Source organism: Beduini sp. (assembly GCF_047239305.1).
GTDB lineage: Bacteria > Bacillota_I > Bacilli_A > Erysipelotrichales > Coprobacillaceae > Beduini.
In genome coordinates, this window is the sequence record NZ_JBKTEM010000001.1 from 18,972 (window position 1) to 39,995 (window position 21,024).

The 21,024-nt window shown below is 35.7% G+C and carries 20 protein-coding genes and 1 tRNA gene; 16 read left to right on the top strand and 5 right to left on the bottom strand.

The features are described from left to right. Positions 1 to 44: 44 nt before the first annotated feature. Positions 45 to 2,033 (top strand): EAL domain-containing protein, encoded by a 1,989-nt coding sequence (locus tag ACLRVU_RS00110; protein WP_412890138.1) that lies wholly within the window; start codon positions 45 to 47, stop codon positions 2,031 to 2,033. A 25-nt stretch (positions 2,034 to 2,058) separates the two neighbouring features. On the opposite strand, the gene ACLRVU_RS00115 is transcribed toward ACLRVU_RS00110, so the two are convergent. Then, a complete protein-coding gene (locus ACLRVU_RS00115) occupies positions 2,059 to 2,712 on the bottom strand; it encodes a hypothetical protein (protein ID WP_412890139.1) in 654 nt (217 codons plus the stop codon). A gap of 14 nt (positions 2,713 to 2,726) precedes the next feature. Further along, positions 2,727 to 3,854 carry an SPFH domain-containing protein gene (locus tag ACLRVU_RS00120; RefSeq protein ID WP_412890140.1) on the bottom strand — a complete coding sequence of 376 codons (1,128 nt, stop codon included), beginning with the start codon at positions 3,852 to 3,854 and terminating at the stop codon, positions 2,727 to 2,729. Positions 3,855 to 4,109: 255 nt separating this feature from the next. On the opposite strand from ACLRVU_RS00120, the gene ACLRVU_RS00125 reads away from it, so the two are divergent. The 4 genes from ACLRVU_RS00125 (at position 4,110) to lepB (ending at position 5,969) form a co-directional block, all read left to right on the top strand. Then, positions 4,110 to 4,196: transfer RNA gene (locus ACLRVU_RS00125), tRNA-Leu, on the top strand. A gap of 291 nt (positions 4,197 to 4,487) precedes the next feature. Further along, the gene (locus tag ACLRVU_RS00130; protein ID WP_412890141.1) at positions 4,488 to 4,964 is read left to right on the top strand and encodes a hypothetical protein; all 477 of its coding nucleotides are present in this window, start codon (positions 4,488 to 4,490) and stop codon (positions 4,962 to 4,964) included. 97 nt (positions 4,965 to 5,061) lie between these two features. Beyond that, the gene (locus ACLRVU_RS00135) at positions 5,062 to 5,295 is read left to right on the top strand and encodes a hypothetical protein (protein ID WP_412890142.1); all 234 of its coding nucleotides are present in this window, start codon (positions 5,062 to 5,064) and stop codon (positions 5,293 to 5,295) included. Between the two features lie 116 nt (positions 5,296 to 5,411). Next, positions 5,412 to 5,969, top strand: a complete 558-nt coding sequence (gene lepB, locus ACLRVU_RS00140) for a signal peptidase I (protein WP_147552726.1) — start codon at positions 5,412 to 5,414, stop codon at positions 5,967 to 5,969. A 29-nt stretch (positions 5,970 to 5,998) separates the two neighbouring features. Here the strand turns inward: lepB and ACLRVU_RS00145 are convergent, their stop codons facing one another. The 3 genes from ACLRVU_RS00145 to ACLRVU_RS00155 all read right to left on the bottom strand — a co-directional run bounded on the left by ACLRVU_RS00145 (position 5,999) and on the right by ACLRVU_RS00155 (position 8,253). After that, the gene (locus ACLRVU_RS00145) at positions 5,999 to 6,766 is read right to left on the bottom strand and encodes an HAD family hydrolase (RefSeq protein WP_412890143.1); all 768 of its coding nucleotides are present in this window, start codon (positions 6,764 to 6,766) and stop codon (positions 5,999 to 6,001) included. A 90-nt stretch (positions 6,767 to 6,856) separates the two neighbouring features. Beyond that, a complete protein-coding gene (locus tag ACLRVU_RS00150) occupies positions 6,857 to 7,714 on the bottom strand; it encodes an AraC family transcriptional regulator (protein ID WP_412890144.1) in 858 nt (285 codons plus the stop codon). 50 nt (positions 7,715 to 7,764) lie between these two features. Then, positions 7,765 to 8,253, bottom strand: a complete 489-nt coding sequence (locus ACLRVU_RS00155; RefSeq protein ID WP_412890145.1) for a phosphatase PAP2 family protein — start codon at positions 8,251 to 8,253, stop codon at positions 7,765 to 7,767. A 196-nt stretch (positions 8,254 to 8,449) separates the two neighbouring features. Between ACLRVU_RS00155 and ACLRVU_RS00160 the strand changes: the two genes are divergently transcribed. The 11 genes from ACLRVU_RS00160 to ACLRVU_RS00210 all read left to right on the top strand — a co-directional run bounded on the left by ACLRVU_RS00160 (position 8,450) and on the right by ACLRVU_RS00210 (position 20,880). Next, positions 8,450 to 10,495, top strand: coding sequence for a cysteine peptidase family C39 domain-containing protein (locus ACLRVU_RS00160; RefSeq protein WP_412890146.1), 2,046 nt, complete (start codon positions 8,450 to 8,452; stop codon positions 10,493 to 10,495). Position 10,496: 1 nt separating this feature from the next. Continuing rightward, positions 10,497 to 10,958, top strand: coding sequence for an rRNA maturation RNase YbeY (gene ybeY, locus ACLRVU_RS00165; protein WP_412890147.1), 462 nt, complete (start codon positions 10,497 to 10,499; stop codon positions 10,956 to 10,958). A gap of 9 nt (positions 10,959 to 10,967) precedes the next feature. Beyond that, positions 10,968 to 11,369, top strand: a complete 402-nt coding sequence (gene cdd, locus ACLRVU_RS00170; RefSeq protein ID WP_147552737.1) for a cytidine deaminase — start codon at positions 10,968 to 10,970, stop codon at positions 11,367 to 11,369. Next, positions 11,362 to 12,258, top strand: a complete 897-nt coding sequence (gene era / locus ACLRVU_RS00175; protein ID WP_412890148.1) for a GTPase Era — start codon at positions 11,362 to 11,364, stop codon at positions 12,256 to 12,258. The genes cdd and era overlap by 8 nt, the downstream gene beginning before the upstream one ends. Further along, positions 12,258 to 12,980 (top strand): DNA repair protein RecO, encoded by a 723-nt coding sequence (gene recO / locus ACLRVU_RS00180; protein ID WP_412890149.1) that lies wholly within the window; start codon positions 12,258 to 12,260, stop codon positions 12,978 to 12,980. The genes era and recO overlap by 1 nt, the downstream gene beginning before the upstream one ends. A gap of 28 nt (positions 12,981 to 13,008) precedes the next feature. After that, entirely contained in the window at positions 13,009 to 14,832 is a 1,824-nt protein-coding gene (locus ACLRVU_RS00185) for a YgiQ family radical SAM protein (protein WP_412890150.1), read from the top strand. 209 nt (positions 14,833 to 15,041) lie between these two features. Next, entirely contained in the window at positions 15,042 to 16,412 is a 1,371-nt protein-coding gene (locus ACLRVU_RS00190; protein ID WP_412890151.1) for a glycine--tRNA ligase, read from the top strand. A 22-nt stretch (positions 16,413 to 16,434) separates the two neighbouring features. Then, positions 16,435 to 18,189 (top strand): DNA primase, encoded by a 1,755-nt coding sequence (gene dnaG / locus ACLRVU_RS00195; protein WP_412890152.1) that lies wholly within the window; start codon positions 16,435 to 16,437, stop codon positions 18,187 to 18,189. A 10-nt stretch (positions 18,190 to 18,199) separates the two neighbouring features. Further along, positions 18,200 to 19,444, top strand: a complete 1,245-nt coding sequence (gene rpoD, locus ACLRVU_RS00200) for an RNA polymerase sigma factor RpoD (protein ID WP_412890153.1) — start codon at positions 18,200 to 18,202, stop codon at positions 19,442 to 19,444. A gap of 1 nt (position 19,445) precedes the next feature. Then, a complete protein-coding gene (locus ACLRVU_RS00205; RefSeq protein WP_412890154.1) occupies positions 19,446 to 20,138 on the top strand; it encodes a tRNA (adenine(22)-N(1))-methyltransferase in 693 nt (230 codons plus the stop codon). Beyond that, entirely contained in the window at positions 20,128 to 20,880 is a 753-nt protein-coding gene (locus tag ACLRVU_RS00210) for a Nif3-like dinuclear metal center hexameric protein (RefSeq protein WP_412890155.1), read from the top strand. Before ACLRVU_RS00205 ends, ACLRVU_RS00210 begins: the two co-directional genes overlap by 11 nt. The last annotated feature ends 144 nt before the right edge of the window (positions 20,881 to 21,024 follow it).

A 21,024-nucleotide genomic window follows, 5' to 3' on the forward strand; every position in this document is an offset into this window, starting at 1 on the left:
ATTATAAAGAAGTCATCTTGTACAGGGGGATTAAGAATGTTATAATGAAAGCAGTTAGTGGGAAAAGGATTGGGACTATAATCATGATAACTTTAGATTGGAATATTGCGCCGGAATGTATTTCAGCTGTTATACTCAGTATAATTTGGCTTTATTCAAGACGTGGAAGTTGGCTGCCGACATTGAGAAATCGTATTTTTCAATGTTGTTTTTTGGTCACCTTTTTAGCGATAACCACCAATATCCTTTCAACTGTGATGATTGCCTATTACCATGTGTTCCCGCTTTGGCTGACATGGCTGATTACTACGATCTACTTTATATTTACCCCTTTAATGGGAGCGGTTTATTGCTTATATGCTGCAACCGTTATCTATCAAAATAAAGAACGTCTGATTCGTTTTATGAAGTTAAGCATGATTCCATCGATTCTCTACACTTTGCTAGTATTAACCAATCCTTTTAATAAGGGATTGTTTGATTTAAATTATCAATCTGGCTATGTGAAAGGACCATGGATCGCAATTACTTATATTCTTTTTTATGCTTATTGTTTAGGAGCATTGTTCGTTGCCTTTATGGAAAAAGATAAGGTGGAAAAGAATGTTTTTAATATTTTATCTGCCTTTCCCATTATTGCCAGTGTAGTGATTGCGGTTCAGCAGATATTTCCAACCATTATTCTGACCGGTTCTGCCGCGACCTGTGCTTTACTGATCATTTATCTATATTTGCAAAATAAACAGATTTCAATGGATTATCTGACCGATATTCCCAACCAATTGGAGCTTTCCAATATGCTGGAGTATTTACTTAGTGAATATCCTAAACAGCACTTTAGTTTGTTCGTTATCTCTTTACGTGATTTCACACAAATCAATAGTGCATTTACGCACCAAGTAGGTGATGCCTTTTTAAAGACGATTGCCTGTTATCTGGCTTCTTTAGTCGGACAGCGGCATGTTTATCGTTTTAAAGGAGACGAGTTTGCGATATTGATTCGTCAGCCGCATGAAGTCATTAGTGTGATTTTAAAACAGATTCAAGAACGCATGCAAAAACCTTGGAGGGTTAAGGAGCATGAAGCGATTCTTTCCTATGTAATCGGAGCTGTTGATTATCCGGAGAGTACAACCGGAATTGAAAGTTTGATTAGTTCAGTTGAATATGCTGTTTCGGTAGCAAAAAAGAATTATAATGGTTATGTGTGCTACTGTGATCAGAATATGTTTGAGATGATTCAGCGCAAAAGAGAAATTGTCAAGATATTAAAAGAAAAGATTGCGAATCAAGATTTTGAAATGTATTATCAGCCTTTATACAGTGTAGCAACCCAACAGTTTGAATATGCCGAGTCATTAGTGCGCATCAATGACAGTCCGTTAGGACCGATATATCCTTCTGAATTTATTCCGATCGCAGAAGAAACCGGGTTGATTATTGAAATGACCTATATGATTTTAGATAAGGTGTGTAAATTTGCACGTATTTTATTAGATGAAGAGATTAATATTAAATGTATCCATGTTAACTTTTCAGCAATTCAGTTCCGCCAGCCTCAACTGGCACAGAAAGTCTGTGAGATTATTCATAAAAATAATATTCCTTTTTCAGTTATTAAGATTGAATTCACTGAGTCTACTTTAGCTGAAAATATGGATATCATTCATGACTTTGTCAGTGATATGGAAAAGATGGGAATTTATATGGGACTGGATGATTTTGGTGTAGGTTATTCAAATATTTCTACAGTGATACAGATTCCGTTTACGACGATTAAGTTGGATAAGAGTTTAGTGTGGGCAGTCAGCAAACAGGAAAAATCTGCCATTATGGTGAAAAATATGATTCGTACTTTTAAAGATCTTAATTTAACTGTTGTAGCCGAAGGTGTCGAAGATGATTTTCAAAATCAATTTATGATACGCAATGGAGTGGATCAGATTCAGGGGTATTATTATTCAAAACCGTTGCCAAAAGAAGAAATGATTCGTTTCATGAAAGAACATAATCAGAATATAAGAAAAGGCTAAACACGCTGAATGTTTAACCTTATTTTTATTTTAAAACTGTTCCGCAGTATTCACATACTTTTGGACTGCCGGCATAAATCTCGTTTTTAGCGCCGCAGCTTCGACAGATATAAGTTTCCATAACAGCAGATGTCTCTGTTTTTTGATCAACAGGTCGTTGAGTTAATATAATCTGATTTCTGGAATGGTCAATATATGCATTAGCCAAATAACCGTTATCAATCATATTTTGTAAGTCCACGGTCACCTGACTTGAAGATAATGACAGTGCAGAGGCAATTTTACTGATTTCGCTCAATTGATTATTGACGACTAAGTTGATATAACGTCTATATTTAATTGAATTCTTGTCAATCTTTCGCATTTTATTGAATAAAACAATTCCTCCTAATAAGAACATCGCTGAAATCAGAAGGTAAGGAATCATTTGTGCTCCAACAATTTGATGCTCGATTCCCAGATCATCTTTAGTTGTCATTTGACCGGTTAAGGTCATTGCCACAGCAATTGTGCCAAATCCCATCAGTATATAAGAAGCGATTTTTAATCCCTTGGAATGCTGAAAGGTTGCAGATTTGTCATTGTTGAAACGCCTGATCAATAAATAAATACCAATCGGCCAAAAGAAAATCAATGCAAACGTAATCACGCCCCATGAAGTGTTTTTTGTTTGTTTCATATTTTTACTTCCTTTTATAGTTTAGTCCCACATTCAGGACAGAATTTTGTATTTGGTTTCACCTTTATGCCACAATTAGGACATTTTTTATTCATTGGTTCACCACAGCTTGGACAGAAATTTGCTCCCTCTGGAACGGCTTCTTTGCAGTTTGGACATTCAACCTGTTTGGCAATTTGTACGTCAATTCCACACTCCGGACAGAATTTCGCGTCTTCACGGATCATCTGATGACATTTGGGACATTCTTTTTGCTTAGTGGTCACATCAATTTGACTGGTAATGCCGCTCATTTGCTGTCCCATAGGAACACCAAGACCAGCTCCTAGACCTAGACCTATACCAGCTCCCATCAATCCACCGCCGCTGTAGTCATTTTTTGCGGCTCCTTCTAATGTATCAAACGATCTTTCCTGCTGATAGCTGTAACCAATAATATCCATTTCCGCCCTTTTAGCTAAGGCATCTCTTAGTTTGATAACAGAGGGATCATCTTCCGGTACACTGACATCATTGACATTGAAATTAACGATCTTAATTCCGTATTCTGCCATTTCCGGACGAATCTTATCTAAAAGACAGTCAGAGATTTCTTCTAAATAAGCGCCAATCTCTAAAATTGGAACTTGTTCTTTAATTAGATAAGAAGAGATTGCATCTTTTACTTTAGTTAGGTAAATTCCTTTAAAATACTTTACAACAGATTCTTTATCAAAATAAGGAACCGTTCCCACCAATTTAGTCAGGAACGTTTTGGAATCTGAAATGGTAATCCCGAACTGCCCATAGGCTCTTACCGGGATCATGACATTATATTTAGGATCTTGCAGCTGAATAGGTGAAGGGGTTCCCCATTTTATATCTAAAACAACTGTTTTATTAATGAAATAAACTTCAGCGGTAAATGGTGAATTTCCGCCAAACGGAAGACCGATCAGCCCGGTAAGTAGCGGAATATTCTTAGTGTCTAAGACATGTCTCCCAGGTCCAAAGCGATCTAAAGCTCTCCCTTCTTTAAATAAAATTGCTTCTTGTGATTCATTGACAATTAATTGTGTCCATGTGCTTAACTCTTCATCCGGACACTTCCAAGCAAAAACATCAGGATCCCCATTATATTTGACAAAATCAATAATAGCCATCTTTATCCCTCCCAATTACTATAATAATTACAGTATATATTATACTGTATAAAGAAAAGATTTACTACTTTTTTTAAATTGCAAATGTCAAAAATTGTCACTAAAAGTGATAAAAGAAATGTTATTTCAATTAACTTATAAATAGAAACTTCATTCTATTACATGTATTCAGGATAATAAAAATATAAATTTTTAGAAAAAAGGATTGCATTTTTATTATTATAATTGTATAATCTACTAGCAACGTATTTGATTGCCCAAGTGGTGAAATTGGTAGACGCAACGGACTCAAAATCCGTCGGTAGCGATACTGTGCCGGTTCGAGTCCGGCCTTGGGCACCATTAGATAATGACGATCCGAGAGGATTGTTTTTTTTTTATTAGAAATAGTCTCTTTGATACTTCATACATGATGAAATTGCGAACCTAAGTGCGTAAGCTTTTTATCTAACAATATTTTATAAAAATTTATAATATTTATATTATTTTATCTTATAGATAAATATTGTTCAATAAATATAGAATATAAATAAATATAATGGTTAATTCTTTTGTTGTTCTATATTAAATAATAAATACTTACAGATGATGAGGAGGAGAGGCTTATGAAAAAAAAGGTTATGCTTAATTGTTTTGGGTTTAATACCAAGTGACTGCAGTGGGAATGGTGAAAAGAACGAATATCTTATTTATTCAAGCACTGGGAAGACTCAAATATTACGGCGTTCTTATTTAGCCGAAAATAATAAAATGATAGATCATACTATTATCGAAGAAATTGAGAAACGAGAAGATGTGGAGTTATTTCCTATTCATTATGGATATTATTCTTACTGGGGAGAAAGGGTGAATGATAATAGCTGGAAAATTGAAGCTGATAATGTGTTAGCCTTGGATAGTGAAACACCTAAAGCGGATGGAGAATCTTACTATTCAAATTATTATGCTATGGTGCCATACATAAAAGAAGAGACAGTTAAGGAGTTTGCAACACGTATTTTTAATGGTAAAATGGTGGATGAGGCGATTCCGGTTTATTTACCTGATCATTTTATAGAATTATTTCATTTAGATATAAGTGACGAGGAATATTCAAAACAAATTATATGAACAACCTCTACATTAATTCCGATATCTTCTAATGATCGAAAGTATAAAATGAAGGAGGTTCAATTGAAACTGCAGATTGTTGGTTTTGTGAACACTTATGGATATAGTACATCTAGTTATATTTATACATCAAATGATTTTTTTAAATCAGTTAGTAAATGAGCATAAAGAAACAGAACTTCCTAGCTTGAATTATATTGCTGTGATGAATGAATCGACAAGAAAGAAATTAGAGAAGAAATATCCGGATTTGGTTATTTTAAAAAGGACAAGCAGATCAGAAGGTTATGGCGGAAAAATAAGAGGACTATGTGAAGAAGGTTGTAATTAGGTACTGCGAGAGAGGAAGATTCAATATAATAAAGGATTTGTTATCTTTATTCTACCATCTGTCTTGATAATTATCTTAGGCGGCTATATAATAAAATAGAATAAAGGAGTCTTTCAATGGAAAAAAACAATTCAAAATCAAAAGAACTCATTAAAACCATTATAGAATTAGTTGCCGTAGCGGTTGTTACATCTTTGATATTCACAAAAGTGGTGAATCCCGTAATTGTGAATGGAAAATCGATGTATCCGACCTTAGATAATAATGATATTTCAATAATTAATGTTATTGGATTGAGTGAAGACAGTTTAGAACGTTTTGATGTCGTGGTATTGTATTCAACACAGCTGCAGGAGAAGATTGTTAAGCGATTGATCGGATTCCCTGGAGAAACGATTCAATTTAAAGATGATCGTCTTTATATTGATGGGGTTGAATATGAAGAAACTTATTTAGATAAGGAATATATGGAGGAAGCTAAGCTTAAATACAATAGTCCTTTGTTTACTGAAGACTTTGAGGTGACGGTGCCTGAAAATGAATATTTTGTGATGGGAGACAATCGTTTAGTCTCTGCGGATTCACGTGTTTTGGGAAGCTTTCCTTACGATAAGTTTATTGGTAAAGATGGTGTTATTTTATTTCCATTCAACCATGTTAAAACAATTAAATAAAAAAATAGGGATACAAAGGTATCTCTATTTTATCTTTCTAAGAAATCTGCAACGCACTGATAGACATGGTCAATATGGTGGGTTGCTTTTTGTTTGACTTCAATGGGAGACTGATGGAAAGTGTAGCTTTCATCTGCAATAGCAAACATAGGGATATCATTCCATGAATCCCCGACAGCAGCTAATTGATGGGATTTATTTGACTCATCCAAATTTGTTATAAAGTGAATAGCAAATGCTTTTGATATATTTTGTGGAACGATATCCACGTACCAGTTATTTTGGTGTACCTCACAGTTAGTAAAAGCTTCTGCTTTTTGGTAAAATGCCAAAATATCGGAAATATTTTTATTTTTAGATTCAACGCAGATATTAATAATCTTACTTAAATCCGGAATCTTTTTGGTATCCTCCTGCTTTTCTAACAGGTAAACTGTTTCTCCATCAAAAACACTGCATAATAAATCCGAATGGATATTTAAATGATGAAACAGTTTCAAACTTTGTTCGGAAATCTCTGACTTTAATGTCATTTGGAATATACAGCGGCGTTCAGAATCAAAAATTTGGGCACCGTTGCTTGTTATATAGTAGGTGTTAGGGAAATGGAGATTCAAACGATTGAATAGCTGAAATGTGCTTATTTTGTTTCTTCCTGTTGATATAATTAAAGTATGCTGCTTAGTAAATTGCTCTAATACCTGTTTATCTTCGTCTAAAATTGTCCGTTCTTGATCGCTTCCATTATTATGCTTCAAAAGTGTGCCATCAATATCACTGGCTAAATATTTTTTCATAATTTTCCTCCTTATATCTACTCACTATTTTAGATAAGAAAAGGAAGAATATCATTCCTATATTTAAGAAAATAATAGTCAATTTTTAATCTAATGTTCTTTATTAAGCGTACGAAACTGATTAGGTGATAGCTGATAGACGGTTTTAAATACTTTATTGAAAGATTTTACAGAGGAAAATCCACAGGCTTCAGATATTTGAATGATAGAAAGATCACTGTTAATCAGCAATGGAAGAGATTTATCGATTCGAATGCTGTTTAAATAAGTCAGAAAGGTCGTTCCGATATAATTTTGAAATAGAGAAGCAATATGCTGAGGTGTGTAGGCAAACTGCTGTGATAATCCATTTAAAGTTAACGCTTCATTATAGTGATCTTTAATATAATGACAGATATCTTGAATGAGAGCTTGATGCTTCAATGTGGAAATCTCGATGGAAGCATGCCGAATCTCTTTGAATTCGCGAACCAGCAGATAAGCTAATTCGAAGATTAAACTATAGATCTTTAGATGATAGCCTTCCTCTTTAAGTGAATAATGACTATAGATTTGAAATAATAATTCTTTTATTCTTTCAGGTTCAGTGATTCTTTTTTCTTTTTCCAACATCGTTTCATTTGCAATTCTAAAATGGGGATCATCACTGATATTGCTGATGAAGTCTTTAGAAATCTGTAAGACTAGAATTTCATTTTGGTCAGGGCAGGTCGTGGCATGGGGCTCCTGTGGGTTAATATAGAGATAATCATTCTTTTTTAAGTGATAGGTGGTTTCTTTAATTTTGATATCTAAACTGCCATGGACACAAAATAATAATTCTGCGTCACGATGGGTATGCAGTGGATAACCGATTGTGGATTTTTTACCATGAAAATAAAAAATGCGAAGGGGCAGGCGTTCATAGGGAACGATGATTTCTTTTAATAGTTCAATAGATGGCTGCATAACAAATTCCTTTCTATAAAAAACAAGCATGATTCATGCTTGGGATATATTTATAAAATAAACATCAGTATGCCTAATATAGTGCTAATCATAGCACCAGCAACAACGTCTTTAATAAAATGAACACCGGCAATGACTCTTGATACCCCGACATACAAAGCAATGATAAAGCAAAGCAAACCAAGTGGGTATGAGATATACAGACAGCTAAACGCAATAATGACGGCACTTCCGGTATGACGACTAGGGAACGATTCCCCTTGATGATGTTTGATCAAAGGATGAATAGAATACATGTCGGCAGGACGTGGACAATTATATAGCTTACGCATGAGGGTGATTGTCAGAAGCGCAAGAAATGGATAAAGCAGGACTTTGATTAAACGGGAGTCATGTTGGAATACTAGATAACTGATCGTTCCTAAATAAATGATAATAACACTGATGGGAGAGTAACGGCATAATAAAGTAAGCAGTTTCTCTTTTGTTTTATTTGTACGGCACCAATTTAATACAGACTGATACTGTTGTTCATTCATCTTCGTCACCTCTTTACTATATTATCAAAAATAAGTATAAAATGTAACCCAAGTCTTAATAAGATAATGATTATTTGTGTGTTTATAGATATGATTACTTATGAAAAATACAGCTTGAAAGAGAAGTATATAATAGTTTAATTTGAGTAAATCTTAAAAAAAGAAAGAATAAGTAGATAGGAGCAGGGGGAGTTGTATGAAAAAATATCCAATCTATTTGCAGGATGAGAATTACTCATGTGGAGCTTATAGTATATACATGATCTTAAAATATTTTCATATTGATGATGAAGTAGATCATATTAAAGCACTTTGCCGTCTTGATCATCATGGGATCAGCATGCAGGGGCTGATTGAATGCTTGAAATATTATCATATTGAAGCTAAGGGGTATGAGACGGATTTAGAAACTTTAAAAATGCATTTGCGCTATCCTTGCATTTTACATACCTATCATGAAAATAGATCACACTATATTGTTTTGTACCGTTATAAAGCACCTTATTTTATTTGTGGGGATCCGGCTGAGGGATTAGTTCGCTATACCTTAGCTGAATTAGGACAGCTTTATCAAAACAGAGCGATTATAATTCAGATTGTTGGACAGCCACCTCAAACTGCAGCCCTTTCCTTTTATCAGTATGCTTGGCAGAAAATGAAGCAGATGCGTTTCTTTATTATGAAAATAATGGCAATCTCCTCGTTGCTGTCCTTATTTACTTTAATAATGAATACGTATTTTAAGTATTTAATGGATATGCTCAATGAAAATATGAATACTTCATTTGTAAATGTATTGAGTATTGGTGTTCTTTTTGTTTTGATACTAAAAGCATTTTGCCAAAAGATAAAGAATGACTGGATGATTACTTTTGAACAACAACTGCAAACAAGCTTTGTCTATTCAACGATTGACCATCTATTATCATTACCGATGGATTATAAAGAACGCTATCTCCCACAGGAAAGTTTAAACAAGCTGCAGACCTTGTTTGAACTGCCGCAATATTTAATCGAATGTGTAGAAAGTCTGTGTGTGGATGCGATACAGATTATCTTGTTTTTTGCTGCACTTTATTGGCTGGCACCGGCTTTATTGAAAGGCATTGGCATTATTTTAATCTTAGTGACAGGGCTAAGTTATTTTATATTGAAGCGACTGCATAAAAAAGATAAGCAGAGCTTGGTTGACAATCAATATCTCATGACTTTGGCACATCATTATCTGATGCATGATAAGGACTATTCGGTATTTAAATTAGAGAGTGAGGAACAGCAGAATCGGGAGTCCTTCTTTACTGAATATCTAAAGCATTTTAAAGAGAAGAAAAGTGATTTAAGTCATTATCAGATCATTGTTAATGTTTTGCTTCAATTCATGAGTATTTTACTGTTTTACCAAGGTTATGGATTCATTCGTTCTAATCGTTTAACAATAGGGGAATTGATGCTGGCTTATACATTGGTTTCTTATCTGGTTGATCCATTATTTAGAGCGATTCAATTAATCATTCAAGGGAAGCGCATGGGGATGATTTTTGAGCGTTATAAAACGCTTAACATAAAAAATAATGAAGGACAAGAAACAATACAGGGACCTATTAATACAGTTGCTTTTGATCATGTCAGCTTTGCTTTTGGCTATCGAAATCCGATATTCGAGCATCAGGATGAAGTATTTTCTCATCATTTGCAGGTCATCGGCGATAATGGGAGCGGAAAAACTACTTTTCTTAAACTGATTACCGGACAGCTGAAAGATTATCGTGGAAGCATTAAATTAAATCAGGCGGAACTTCGGCATATTTCTGAAAAGGAGCTAAAAGAGAAAATTTGTTTTTTAAACGGAGAACCATTTATTGCGAGTATTAATGTTCTTCAATTTTTGACGGAAGGCATTGATCAGAGTGTTTTATATAAACTGATGGGGAAGTTTTACTTAACGGAACTCTATCCGCTGCTGACATGCTCCCTAGATGGACAGGGGCAGGGATTATCTCAAGGGCAGCTTCAGTTAATTGCTTTTGTGCGAGTGATTCTGCTTGATTATGAAATGTATGTCTTTGATGAGGCGTTTAGTCATATGAGTGATTCTTTAAAACAGAAAGTAAAACAAATATTAGAGAGTGAAAATTTTAAAAATAAATTAATTCTAGTGGTCGATCATCAAACAAATATTGTTTCTAATAGCGAAAGCTGTGTTATAATAAGCAAAGGAAGTATACATATAGGAGCGAAATAAAATGGAATTAGATATTGAGATGATTAATGAACTAGAGATGGATTTAGGTGAGTTTGAAACCTTATTTAAAGAGATCGCTTTATATACATTTGATTATTTGAAGATTGAAGATGATATTGAATTTTCTGTAAGTATTATAGACAATGAACGAATTCATGAGATTAACAGAGAATATCGTCATATCGATCGGCCAACAGACGTCATTACCTTTGCTTTGGAAGACGAGGAATCCCCTTATATAGAAGGCATGCCGCGTTTATTAGGCGATATCTTTATCTCTTATGATAAAGCGGTAGAGCAGGCACAGGAGTATGGGCATAGCATCAAACGCGAATTATGTTTCCTGTTTACGCATGGACTGCTTCATTTATTAGGCTATGATCATATGATCGAAGAAGATGAAAAAGTGATGATGGCATTACAGGATACGATATTGAATAATATGGAAATTTTAAGAAAGTAGGAGCACAGAATGGATGCAAAGAAAAGAATCGAAAGAGCTTTTGCGGCTTCAAAGAAAGCTTATATCCCATATTCCCATTTTGCCGTAGGAGCAACGATTGAGATGAAAGATGGAACATGGTTTGATGGCTGTAATATAGAAAATGCGGCATATGGATCAACGATGTGTGCGGAACGCAACGCAATATATCAAGCGTATTGTCATGGTTATCGTAAAGAGGATATCGCAACACTTACTATTGTGGCTTATGGCAAAGAAGTGGTTACGCCTTGTGGTGCCTGCCGTCAGGTCTTAGCGGAATTAATGCTGCCGGAAACACCTATTATTTTAGCTAATCCGACAAAGCATCTGATTACTAATATCAAAGCACTGCTGCCGGGAGCATTTTTAGAGGAGGATTTACATGTTTAAATCAGGATTTGTAAGTATTGTAGGAAGACCCAATGCCGGAAAATCGACTTTGCTGAATCAGATGCTAAAAACAAAACTAGCGATTATGTCCGATGTAGCACAGACAACCCGTAATACGATTCAGGGGATTTATACCGATGAAGACAGTCAGATTGTGTTTATTGATACACCGGGAGTACATAAGCCGCAGGATCGTTTAGGTTCATTTATGAATACCTCAGCGTTAAATTCAATTTATGGAGCAGACGTCATTTTATTTATTGCTCCGGCTAATGAAAAGATCGGCAAAGGGGATCATTATATCATCAATCGTTTAAAAGAAGCGGAAATTCCTGTTTATTTAGTATTAAATAAAGTTGATTTGCTGTCAAAAGAAGAATTGATACAAAAATTAATGGAATGGCAGGAGCTTTTTCCTTTCAAAGAAATTATCCCAATCAGTGCCAAAACAGGCTTGCAGGTGGATCATCTGATCAGTGTATTAAAAGATGATTTGAATGAAGGACCTAAATATTATGAAGATGATCAATTGACCGATCATCCGGAACGATTTATCATAGCTGAATTCATTCGTGAAAAAATCTTGCATTATACGCATGAAGAAGTACCGCATTCCGTCGCTATTCTCATCGATAAAATTGAAGAAGATGAAAAAGAGCATCGTTTGGATGTTATTGCTTCGATTGTCGTGACCCGCGATTCACAAAAAGGAATTATTATCGGAAAGCAAGGGGCATTAATTAAGAAAATTCGATTAGCCGCACGAAAAGATATTCGCCAGTTCTTAGGAATGGATGTGGATTTAGATCTTTTTGTTAAAGTGGAAAAAGATTGGCGTAATAAAGAAAAATATTTGAAAGAGTTAGGGTATAACGAGGACGAATATTAATGAATGAAACAACGACCCTTGCATTTATTTTAAAAACAATGCCCTATAAGGAAAAAGATCGTTTGGTTTATGCCTATACTAAAGAATTTGGACGATTAACCTTTATTGCCAAAGGGGTCAATAAAATGGAAAGCAAAAATGCAGCGGCTTTACAGGAATTGAGTTTAGTGGAAATGATGATTATTCCTAAAAAAGGAATCAGTCTTTTATTAAAGGCAACCATCGTGGATTTCTACCGTCATCTTAAAGAAGATCTGCAGCTACAGATCTACAGCAGCTATATCAATGAATATGTCTATAAACAAGAAGAAGAAAATGTACCGGATGCACAGCTGTTTAAACTCATAGAAGACAGTTTTCAAGCACTACAGGCGGGCTATCCTCCTCAAGTGGTGTATGATTTATTCAATCTGGCAATGCTGGAAAGATCGGGAACTATTTTGGAAGTAAATCGCTGTGTCAGGTGTCAGGAGACTAAACCGATCGCTTCTATCAGCATTGTTGATGGGGGATTTATCTGTGTGGATTGTCTGAATAAAAAAGATCCGGTCTACTCTAAAGAGGTATTAAAACTGTTTCGGCATATGCAGTTATTAACAATAAAAAATATAGATAAGTTAAGCTTTTCAGAAGCAACGCTGAAAGAAGTGACTCAAATTATTGAAACGTTTGTAGAAGAATACAGTGGAATCTATTTTCAAACGAAGAAATTTATGACATAATAGAAAACCGTAAAGAAAGGATGAGGGTATGAACGAATTTTTACCAATGAACGCCAAAGAAATGGAAGAACGAGGGTGGGAGCAGCCTGATTTTGTTTATATATGCGGCGATGCTTATGTGGATCATCCTTCATTTGGCGCTGCTATCATTTGCCGTACATTAGAAAGCCGAGGATTTAAAGTATGTTTTTTGGCTCAGCCGGATTGGCATTCATTAGACGAATTTAAACAGTTTGGAAAGCCTCGCCTTGGTTTTTTGATTTCATCAGGCAATATTGATTCGATGGTGAATCATTACAGTGTTTCAAAACGCAGACGTAAAAAAGATCAGTATACTCCCGGTGGAAAAATGGGGAAGCGTCCTGATCGTGCAGTGATCGTTTATTCTCAAAAAGTCCGCCAGGCTTTTAAAGATGCCACGATTATTATTGGTGGGATTGAAGCGAGTCTTCGCCGTTTGGCTCATTATGATTATTGGGATGATAAAGTGCGCAAATCAATTATTATTGATGCGAATGCTGATCTCCTTTTATATGGTATGGGAGAAAACAGCATTATCGAAGTCGCAGAAGCATTAGACAGCGGACTAGAAGCAAAATATTTAACCTATTTAGATGGGACAGTTTATAAAACAAAAGATATTTCTAGTTTAAATGATTATATCATGCTGCCTAGCTACGAAGAAATCTGTGAAGATAAGATTGCTTATGCGAAAGGATTCAATATTCAATATCAAAATACGGATCATTTCAATGCATCGATTTTGGTTGAACCTTATGATGGCTGGTATGTCGTACAAAATAGACCGAACCGTCCATTAACTACACAGGAGTTTGATGATGCCTATGCTTTGCCTTATCAGCGCGACTATCATCCTCGCTATAAAGAGAAAGGGCATGTGCCTGCGATTGAAGAAGTGAAATTCAGTCTTATTTCAAATCGAGGATGCTTTGGTTCATGTAATTTCTGTGCCTTAGCTTTTCATCAAGGAAGAATCATCCAAGCTCGCTCTCATGAATCGATCATTGAAGAAGCAAAGAAAATTACTCAGGATCCACAATTTAAAGGATATATTCATGATGTTGGCGGACCGACTGCAAATTTCAGAGCGCCGTCATGTCAAAAACAATTGGAACATGGAACCTGTGTAGCTAAGCAGTGTTTATGGCCAAACGCATGTAAAAATATGGAAGTCAGCCATCAGGATTACATCGAATTATTAGATCAGCTGCGTTTACTGCCAAACGTGAAAAAGGTTTTTGTCCGTTCGGGGATTCGCTATGATTATCTGATGTACGATAAAGATGATACCTTCTTTAGAAAGCTGGTACAGAATCATATCAGTGGGCAATTAAAAGTAGCACCGGAGCATATCAGTGATCGGGTGCTTGACAAAATGGGAAAACCACGCCGTGGTCTTTACGAAAAATTTGTAAAACGTTATGAAGATTTGAATAAAGAATATCATAAAAATCAATATTTGGTTCCTTATTTGATGTCTTCTCATCCGGGCAGTGATTTAGATGCCGCTATTGAATTAGCGGAATATCTTCGTGATATTCATCATCAGCCAGAACAGGTGCAGGATTTTTATCCGACACCGGGAACTCTGTCGACAGCGATGTATTATACAGGAGTGGATCCACGCGATATGAGCGAAGTGTATGTACCACGTGATCCTCATGAAAAAGCGATGCAGCGTGCTTTGATGCAGTATCGTAATCCGAAAAATTACGATCTGGTCTATGAAGCACTGATCAAAGCTAAGCGACAGGATTTAATCGGGACCGGTCCCAAATGTTTAATAAAGCCAAGAGGTTCTCGATTTAAGCCGAGTTATTCTAAGCGCTAAATACAGTTCTATTTTAAAACGTAATATAATATATTATGGGGACAGCCATGGAAGCATGAACTGTCCTTTGTAATGTGAAGAGGTACCCTTATAGTTGGTTGACAAAAGCATGGGTAAAAAGTATTGTAATAATTGAATTTTTATATCGTCAACCATATGCCTTTAGTAAGACTAAATGGCATTTTTTACTTAGAGGAAGGGGTAATTTTATGGCAAAAAAAGATATGGACGTATTAGTAGCACACGCAAAAAGCAGCGGATTTGTCTATCAGGGATCAGAGATCTATGATGGATTGGCGAATACTTGGGATTATGGACCACTTGGGGTACAAATGAAAAATAACATCAAGCAGGCTTGGTGGAAAAAGTTTATTCAGGAATCTCCTTATAACGTAGGGATCGATGCTGCCATTTTAATGAATCCACGTGTTTGGGAGGCAACGGGACACATTGGCGGATTTTCTGATCCTTTGATGGATTGTAAAGAATGCCATACACGTCATCGTGCAGATAAATTGATTGAGGATTATGATCCTGAAATTCATAGTGATGGATGGTCAAACGAACAGATGGAAACTTTTATTCAGGAGCATCAGATTGTTTGCCCGCACTGTGGAAAATCGAATTTCACAGAAATCAGACAATTCCAACTTATGTTTAAAACCCATATGGGAGTTGTTGAAGACGCTAAAAGCGTTGTATATTTAAGACCTGAAACGGCTCAGGGAATCTTTGTTAACTTCAAAAATGTACAAAGAACTTCACGTAAAAAAGTCCCATTCGGAATCGGACAGATCGGAAAATCATTCCGTAATGAGATCACACCGGGGAACTTTATTTTCAGAACTCGTGAATTTGAACAGATGGAAATGGAATTCTTCTGTAAACCGGATACAGATTTGGAATGGTTTGCTTACTGGAAAGACTATTGCTTTAATTTCTTGAAAAATATCGGAATCAAAGAAGAAAACCTTCGCTTTAGAGATCATGAAAAAGAAGAATTATCATTCTATTCAAAAGCAACTTCAGATATTGAATATGCTTATCCATTTGGCTGGGGAGAATTATGGGGAATTGCGGATCGTACAGATTACGATTTGACAAGACATCAGGAATACTCTAAGAAGAATTTAGAATATTTAGATCCTGAAACAAATGAAAAATATTTACCTTATGTCATTGAACCGGCAGTGGGAGTAGATCGTATGTTCTTAGCTGTTTTAGCGGATGCTTATGACGAGGAAGCTTTGGAAAATGATACACGTATTGTGATGCATCTGCACCCGGCTATTGCACCTTATAAAGTAGCCGTTCTACCATTAACAAAAAAACTTTCTGAAAAAGCCACTGAAATTTATGGAGCTTTATCAAAAGAGTTTATGTGTGAATATGATGAAGCCGGACAAATTGGTAAACGTTACCGCCGTCAGGATGCAATCGGAACACCGCTGTGCGTAACGGTTGATTTTGATACGTTGGAAGATGAATGTGTGACTGTCAGAAATCGTGATACGATGGAACAAGTGCGTATTAAAATTTCAGAATTGACGCAGTATGTGAGTGATTTTATTAAGTTTTAATTAAAAATGAGGAGGCGATGAAATGGCAAGATTGAGTGATGCGAAAATCAGTGAGATACTGCAGAGTGTTGATATCGTTGACGTTATTTCATTATACCTCCCTTTGCAAAAAAAGGGGAAAGACTATAAAGCAGTCTGTCCATTCCATAATGATACGAATCCGTCTTTGTCGATTTCACCGGCACGGCAGATCTATAAATGTTTCGTTTGTGGAGCTGGGGGAAATGCTTTTACTTTCCTACAAGAGTATTTAAATATATCATATCTTGAAGCAGTTAAAAAAGTTGCCGAAATAGGCGGGATCGATGTCAGCGAATTAAATTTTAATGCGCCGGCAAAAAAAGTGGATGAAAAACTTGTGCCGCTTTATACGATGCATGATGAAGCCAACATGATTTTTCGTCATTTGCTGCATACAAAAACAGGCTTAGCAGCGCATGAATATCTGCAAAGCCGCCATATTAATGATAGTTTGATCGAAGAATTTGATATTGGCTATGCAGGACGTGACAATCAGCTTTACAAAGCCTTTCAAAATTTAGCTTACAAAGAAGTCGATATGGTGCGCTCCGGACTGATTATTGATGGGGAGCATGGCGCCTTTGACCGCTATCGTGATCGTGTGATGTTTGCTTTGCATGATGCGGATGGAAAAGTAATAGGATTTAGCGGACGTGTGTATAAAGCCAATACCGATGAAAGCAAATATATGAATTCACCGGAGTCGGAAATCTTCATAAAATCAAAAACGCTTTATCATTATCATAAGGCGAAGGAACCGATTAAAAAAGCTGGCTTTGTCTACTTGCTGGAAGGGTTTATGGATGTCATTGCCTTAAGCCGTATTGGCATCAATAATACCCTTGCCATTATGGGAACGGCATTGACAAATGAGCATATGAATATGATACGCAAACTTAGCAATACTGTGTATCTTTGCTTGGATGGCGATCGCGCCGGACAAAGTGCGGCAATCAAGTCTGCAAGACTTTTGCTGGATCATCAGTTTAATGTGAAAATGGTCAAGCTGATGGATGGTATGGATCCTGATGAAATCTTAGAACAATTCGGTGAGGAAACATTACGTATTGCCTTAACTTCAACGATGGATCCGGTTGAATTTGAAATTCAACATCTTTATGAAAACACCAATATGGCAAATCATGAAGAAACCCGCGAATTTATTCAAAGATCTTGCCAATTGATTGCAAATATGAGTAACCCCATTGATCGGCAATACTATATTGAAATGATTGCAACGCGATCAAACAGTGATCAAAATGTGATCAAAGAATTCTGGCAGTCTCTGCAAACCAATAAAGTTGTTCGTCAGCCGGTCATCACTCCGGTTGTACGTAATGATTACAAGCGTTTAGACAAATATCAAAAAGCGGAACGTCATCTGCTGTTTTACATGCTGCACGATAAAAAAGTATGCGATCTTTATGAGCAAAAGATCGGATTCATGTTTAATGATATGAATCGCATTATTGCCAGCTATATCGTAGATTACTATCGTACAAAAGAAAAGATGATGATTGCCAGCTTTATCAGTTACATACAAAATACAAAAATGGTGGAATATGTATTAGAAATCATGGATGAAAACTTACCTGAAGAAGTCGAAATGAAAGTGATCGAGGATTATATAGAAACCATAAAAATCAATACTCAGGCTAAAGAGATAGAACAATTAAAACTACAGATGGCAAATGAATTAGATGCCTTAAAAAAAGCCGAACTCGCAGTAAAAATATTAGAGATCCAAAAAAATTAGGAGGACCAAGATGGCTAAAAAACAAGAACCTGTAACATTAGAAGATTTAAAAAAGAATATTTTAGAAACATCAAAAGTATTAGGCAAATTGACTCAGGAAGATTTAGATGCCTTTTTAACAAAATATGATCTGGATGACGAATCAGCAGAAGAGCTTTTAACGTTCTTAACCGAAAACAATATTGATATTGTCGATGACTCTTTAGATGAATTGGAAGATGCTGATATCGATCTGGAAGCATTGGAAGAAATTGATCTTAACCTAGATCTTGACTTGGACTCTGATATTGACGATTTAGCGACAGAAGAAGGTCCCGATTTAGATTTTGTTAATGATTTTGATTTAATGACCAGCGATACTTACAATATGTATACTGCTGCGACAGATACATATGATGATAACCAATTAGGAAGCAACGTTAAGATTAACGATCCGGTTAAAATGTATTTAAAGGAAATCGGGCGTGTAGAATTGTTAAGCCATGATGAAGAAATCGAACTGGCAAAACGTATCTTAGACGGAGATGAAGAAGCAAAAAAACGTTTAGCGGCAGCGAATTTACGTTTGGTAGTGTCTATTGCCAAACGTTATGTCGGGCGTGGAATGCTTTTCTTGGATTTGATTCAGGAAGGAAATATGGGACTGATCAAAGCAGTAGAAAAATTTGATTATACAAAAGGGTTCAAATTCTCAACTTATGCGACATGGTGGATTAGACAAGCGATTACCCGTGCCATTGCAGACCAAGCCAGAACAATTCGTATTCCGGTGCATATGGTAGAGACAATCAATAAATTAACACGTATTCAAAGACAGCTGATTCAGGAATTGGGACGTGAACCTTATGCTGAAGAAATCGCTGAAAAAATGGACAATATGACACCTGAAAAGGTACGTGAAATTCAGAAAATTTCTTTAGAACCGGTGTCTTTGGAAACGCCTATCGGAGAAGAAGATGACTCACATTTAGGAGATTTCATTGAAGATGAAGGGGCTATGTCTCCGGATGACTATGCGGCAAATGAATTACTGAAAGATGAATTGAATGAAGTCTTATTAGAATTGACAGATCGTGAAGAAAAAGTACTGCGTCTGCGTTTTGGATTAGATGATGGACGTACTCGTACTTTGGAAGAAGTGGGGAAAGAATTCAATGTTACTCGTGAACGTATCCGCCAAATTGAAGCAAAAGCTTTAAGAAAATTAAAACATCCATCTCGATCAAAACGTTTGAAAGATTTCTTAGATCGTTAAAATGAAATTATCAAAACGTTTGGATTGTATTGCGGCCATGATAAAAAAGCAAGCCAGCAGTGATGATCAGTTAGCCGATATTGGGACTGATCATGGCTATCTGCCTTGCTTTTTAGTCAAACAAAATATTGTCTGCACAGCATATGCCTGTGATGTGGCAGAAGGCCCTTTGAATTCCAGTAAAGAAACGATTCAGATGCTGCAATTACAAGATCAAGTAATTCCCTTGTTAGGGGATGGACTAACACCGATTATTGATAAGCCAGTCACCATGGTCTCAATCAGCGGCATGGGCGGCTTTTTAATGGTTGATATTTTAAAAGCACATTTAGATAAACTAAATCAAGTACATACTCTTATCCTGCAGGCAAATATCTGTGAGTATGCTGTAAGAGAATATCTATGCAGTAATGGATGGAAAATTATAGATGAAGCGATTGTGAAAGACCTTCATCATCTTTACGAAGTGATTGTTTTTAAAAGAACAGATAAACATATAGAATATACGATGCTGGATTATCGCTATGGTCCTATTTTAAGAAAAGATCAGCCGTTATTGTTTAAACAGAAATGGCAAAGAGAAGTGAAGATCAAAAAACAAATTCTTGACAGCATCAAAGATCAGACACACCCTAAGTTTCAGGAAACAAAAAGCGATATACTAGAGATTGAGGCGATATTAAATGATCATTAAAGAAATAACCGACTATTTGGAAACTTTTTTTCCTTTAACGGATGCCTATGACTGGGATCATTGCGGACTGCAAGTAGGCAGTACTCATGAGGAAGTAAAAAGCATTATGATTGCTCTTACTCCAGACGTTAAAGTGATGCAGGAATGCATCGATCATGGTGTTGATTTGCTGATCACACATCATCCCTTATTGTTTGATCCGCTTTATTGTATAAATACAGAAGAGGAAACAGGGAAAATCATTCAGATGGCTCTTACACATCATATGACTATCTATAGCTATCATACTTGTATGGATCGTGCATCTCATTTATCTATGAATAAGTGGCTGATGGAAGCGATACATATAGAAGATTATCAGAATTACGGGGAAGATGGTTTAATTAAAACAGCAAAGCTTGATACAACATTGAAACAGCTGATAAAACAGGTCAAACAAGATTTGAAGCTGTCAGCTGTACGCTATGTAGGTAATATCGATCAGTCTATAAAGAGTATCGCAGTTATTGGTGGCAGTGGTGCTGATTTTATTGATGAGCTTTCTGATCAGGTCGATGTTTTAATTACCGGAGACATCAAATATCATGAAGCACAAAATGCTTTAAATAAAGGCTTATGCTTAATAGATATTGGACATTTTGCAGAACGGGTGATGGTTCCGCAGGTTAGAAAGATTCTTGAAGAAAAATTTGATGTTACTGTTTACGAAAGTCAGCAGGAAGATTATTTTAAGTTTGGCTAAAGTCATCTTTTAGATGGCTTTTTTCATGTTTTTTAAATTTTTACAAAATAAAAGTGGTGAATAAATGTACAATCATTATACTTTTATGACAAGTAAAACAGAAAGCGTTTTTCATTTACAATTTATTTTGAGAAGGTATAATAA